Annotated in this window: 1 protein-coding gene; it reads right to left on the bottom strand. The window is 43.4% G+C overall.

Annotation, left to right across the window (positions count from 1 at the left end; all coding sequences use genetic code 11):
- Nucleotides 1-2,019, bottom strand: a 2,019-nt coding sequence (locus VN429_RS06685; protein ID WP_325631232.1) for a PAS domain S-box protein, incomplete at its 3' end; no start/stop codon positions are given.
- Nucleotides 2,020-2,085 lie beyond the last annotated feature (66 nt).

Raw genomic sequence — 2,085 nt, 5'->3', positions numbered from 1 at the left:
GAGTTCCTCGTTGGCACCCTGCAGGTTTGCATATGCTTCTACTAACTCATTTTCAGCAGTTTTTCGGGCAGTTATTTCTTCAATGGTGCCTTCGAACCAGACATCATCTCCTTCCTGAACCAGCCGGGCATAAAGTGAGATCCATATCTTCTTTGAATCCTTGCGATACATCTCAACTTCATACCCTTCAATTGATCCTTTTTCAAGTAATGTCCTGACAAATTCGGTGCGTTTTTCAGGATTCACATAAACCTGGTCACCAATATTGATCACTTCATTAATCATCTGTTCAGGGGATTCATATCCAAAGATCCTGGCAAATGCCGGGTTAAGGGCACGGTTTTTTCCCTCGGGGGTAGTCTGGAATATTCCAAGTGCCGAATTGTCAAAGATGTTTCTGAATTCGCGTTCGCTCTTTTTGAGTGCCTGCTGGGCTGAATATAGTTCGGTGATATCCCTTCCGATTACAACAAGTGCCTTTCTGCTGCCGTCTTCATGGAAAGTTGGCACCTTAATGATGTCAAAGACCCTGTCCGGTCCATAAGGACGTGGGATACTTTCAATTCCCCTGATACTGGTTCCTGCCTGCCATGCCTTTTCATCCGAATCCTGACAGGCCAGAAATGCATCCCGGTAGAACGAGTTACATTCTGCGAGTTCCCGATCAGTTTTATTTTTATATTGGACATCTTGGAGCTGGAATAACTCAATATCAAAATCATTTGCTTCAATCCACCTTCCCTGGGCATCTTTGAAGCAGACGATATCGGGCATGGCATTGATAAGGGTTCGAAGCCGTGACTCATTCTCACGTATTACTTCTTCAGTCTGTTTTCGTTCGGTTATATCCCGGTTGCTTACCCGCCTGCCGATATACGCTCCATGTGATCCAAACACCGGGATACTGATGTGTTCAATCCATCTGGTATTGCCGTTGCGATTGATAATCCTAAATTCAATTCTGTCGCTGGTCTTTTTATCTTCATTTTTCTGCATGTGATTCTGCCAGATCTTCTTATCATCAGGGTGAATTATTTCTGTGATAAGAGAGCGGTTTTGAACAAATTCAGTGTTTTGGTACCCGGTGATGGTAAGGGCAGTCGGGGAGCAGTAGATGATCTGTTTGTCCGGATTTTCCCAGTATTCCCAGTCTGCAGTGTAATCTGTGATATACTGGTATATATCCACGAAATTGCGCAGTTCAAGTTCAGAAAGGAACTGATCTGTAATATCCCTGATTGTTGCAATGGCACCAGTTACCTGCATTTCTGTTGAATAAAGAGGGCCAGCATGAATACGCAGATAGCGTTCACCGTTTGGGAGATGAAAATAGTTTTCAGCTATAATCTGATCGCCTTCATGCCTGAACTCAAGGTACTCGTCTGCAACTCCCGGGATATCATCAAGTATCAGATCAATAATCTGGGGTTTTTCTAAGCCCATGAACGGGATGGAGTAAGCATATCCTGATAGGCCGATAATGTCTTTCCCTGAAACACCTGTGAATTTTTCAATGGCACGGTTCCATGCAGTGACACGATGATCTTTATCGATGGCGAAGGTAGGATCAGGAAGGGCGGAGATCATCTCCGAGAGCTGGAGTCTTGAGGTTTTGAGTGCGTCGATTGCCTCTCTTCGTTCAATGGCACTTCTGATTTTATGGCTTAATTCGGCGAATTCTGATTTTGGTTCTCCTCCTTTTTGTAGATAAAAATCAGCCCCACTATTGAGAGCTTCAATAACTACATCTTCCCGTCCCCTTCCGGTGAATATGATAAAAGGTATGTTATTTCCAGATTCTCTGATCTTTCGGAGCAACTCAATTCCATTGAGTGCAGGCATCTCGTAATCAGAGACAATAGCATGATATGAACCTGAAAATATTCTCTCGATCGCGTCATTAGGGGAAGGTATGATATCTACTGAAAAGTCACTGGAACGCTCCAGAAAAAGTTTTCCTATTGTCAGCAGATCCTCATCATCGTCAACATAGAGGATCTGATATTTATCAGGTATCATTGTCTCTCATTAGTGAATATCGACCGGATAATCTAGAGATAGTTCTGGTATTGTAAAAGTGTATGC

Origin of the sequence: Methanospirillum sp. (assembly GCF_035560735.1) — an archaeon.
Taxonomy (GTDB): Archaea; Halobacteriota; Methanomicrobia; order Methanomicrobiales; family Methanospirillaceae; genus Methanospirillum.
This window is presented reverse-complemented; position numbering and strand designations above follow the sequence as displayed.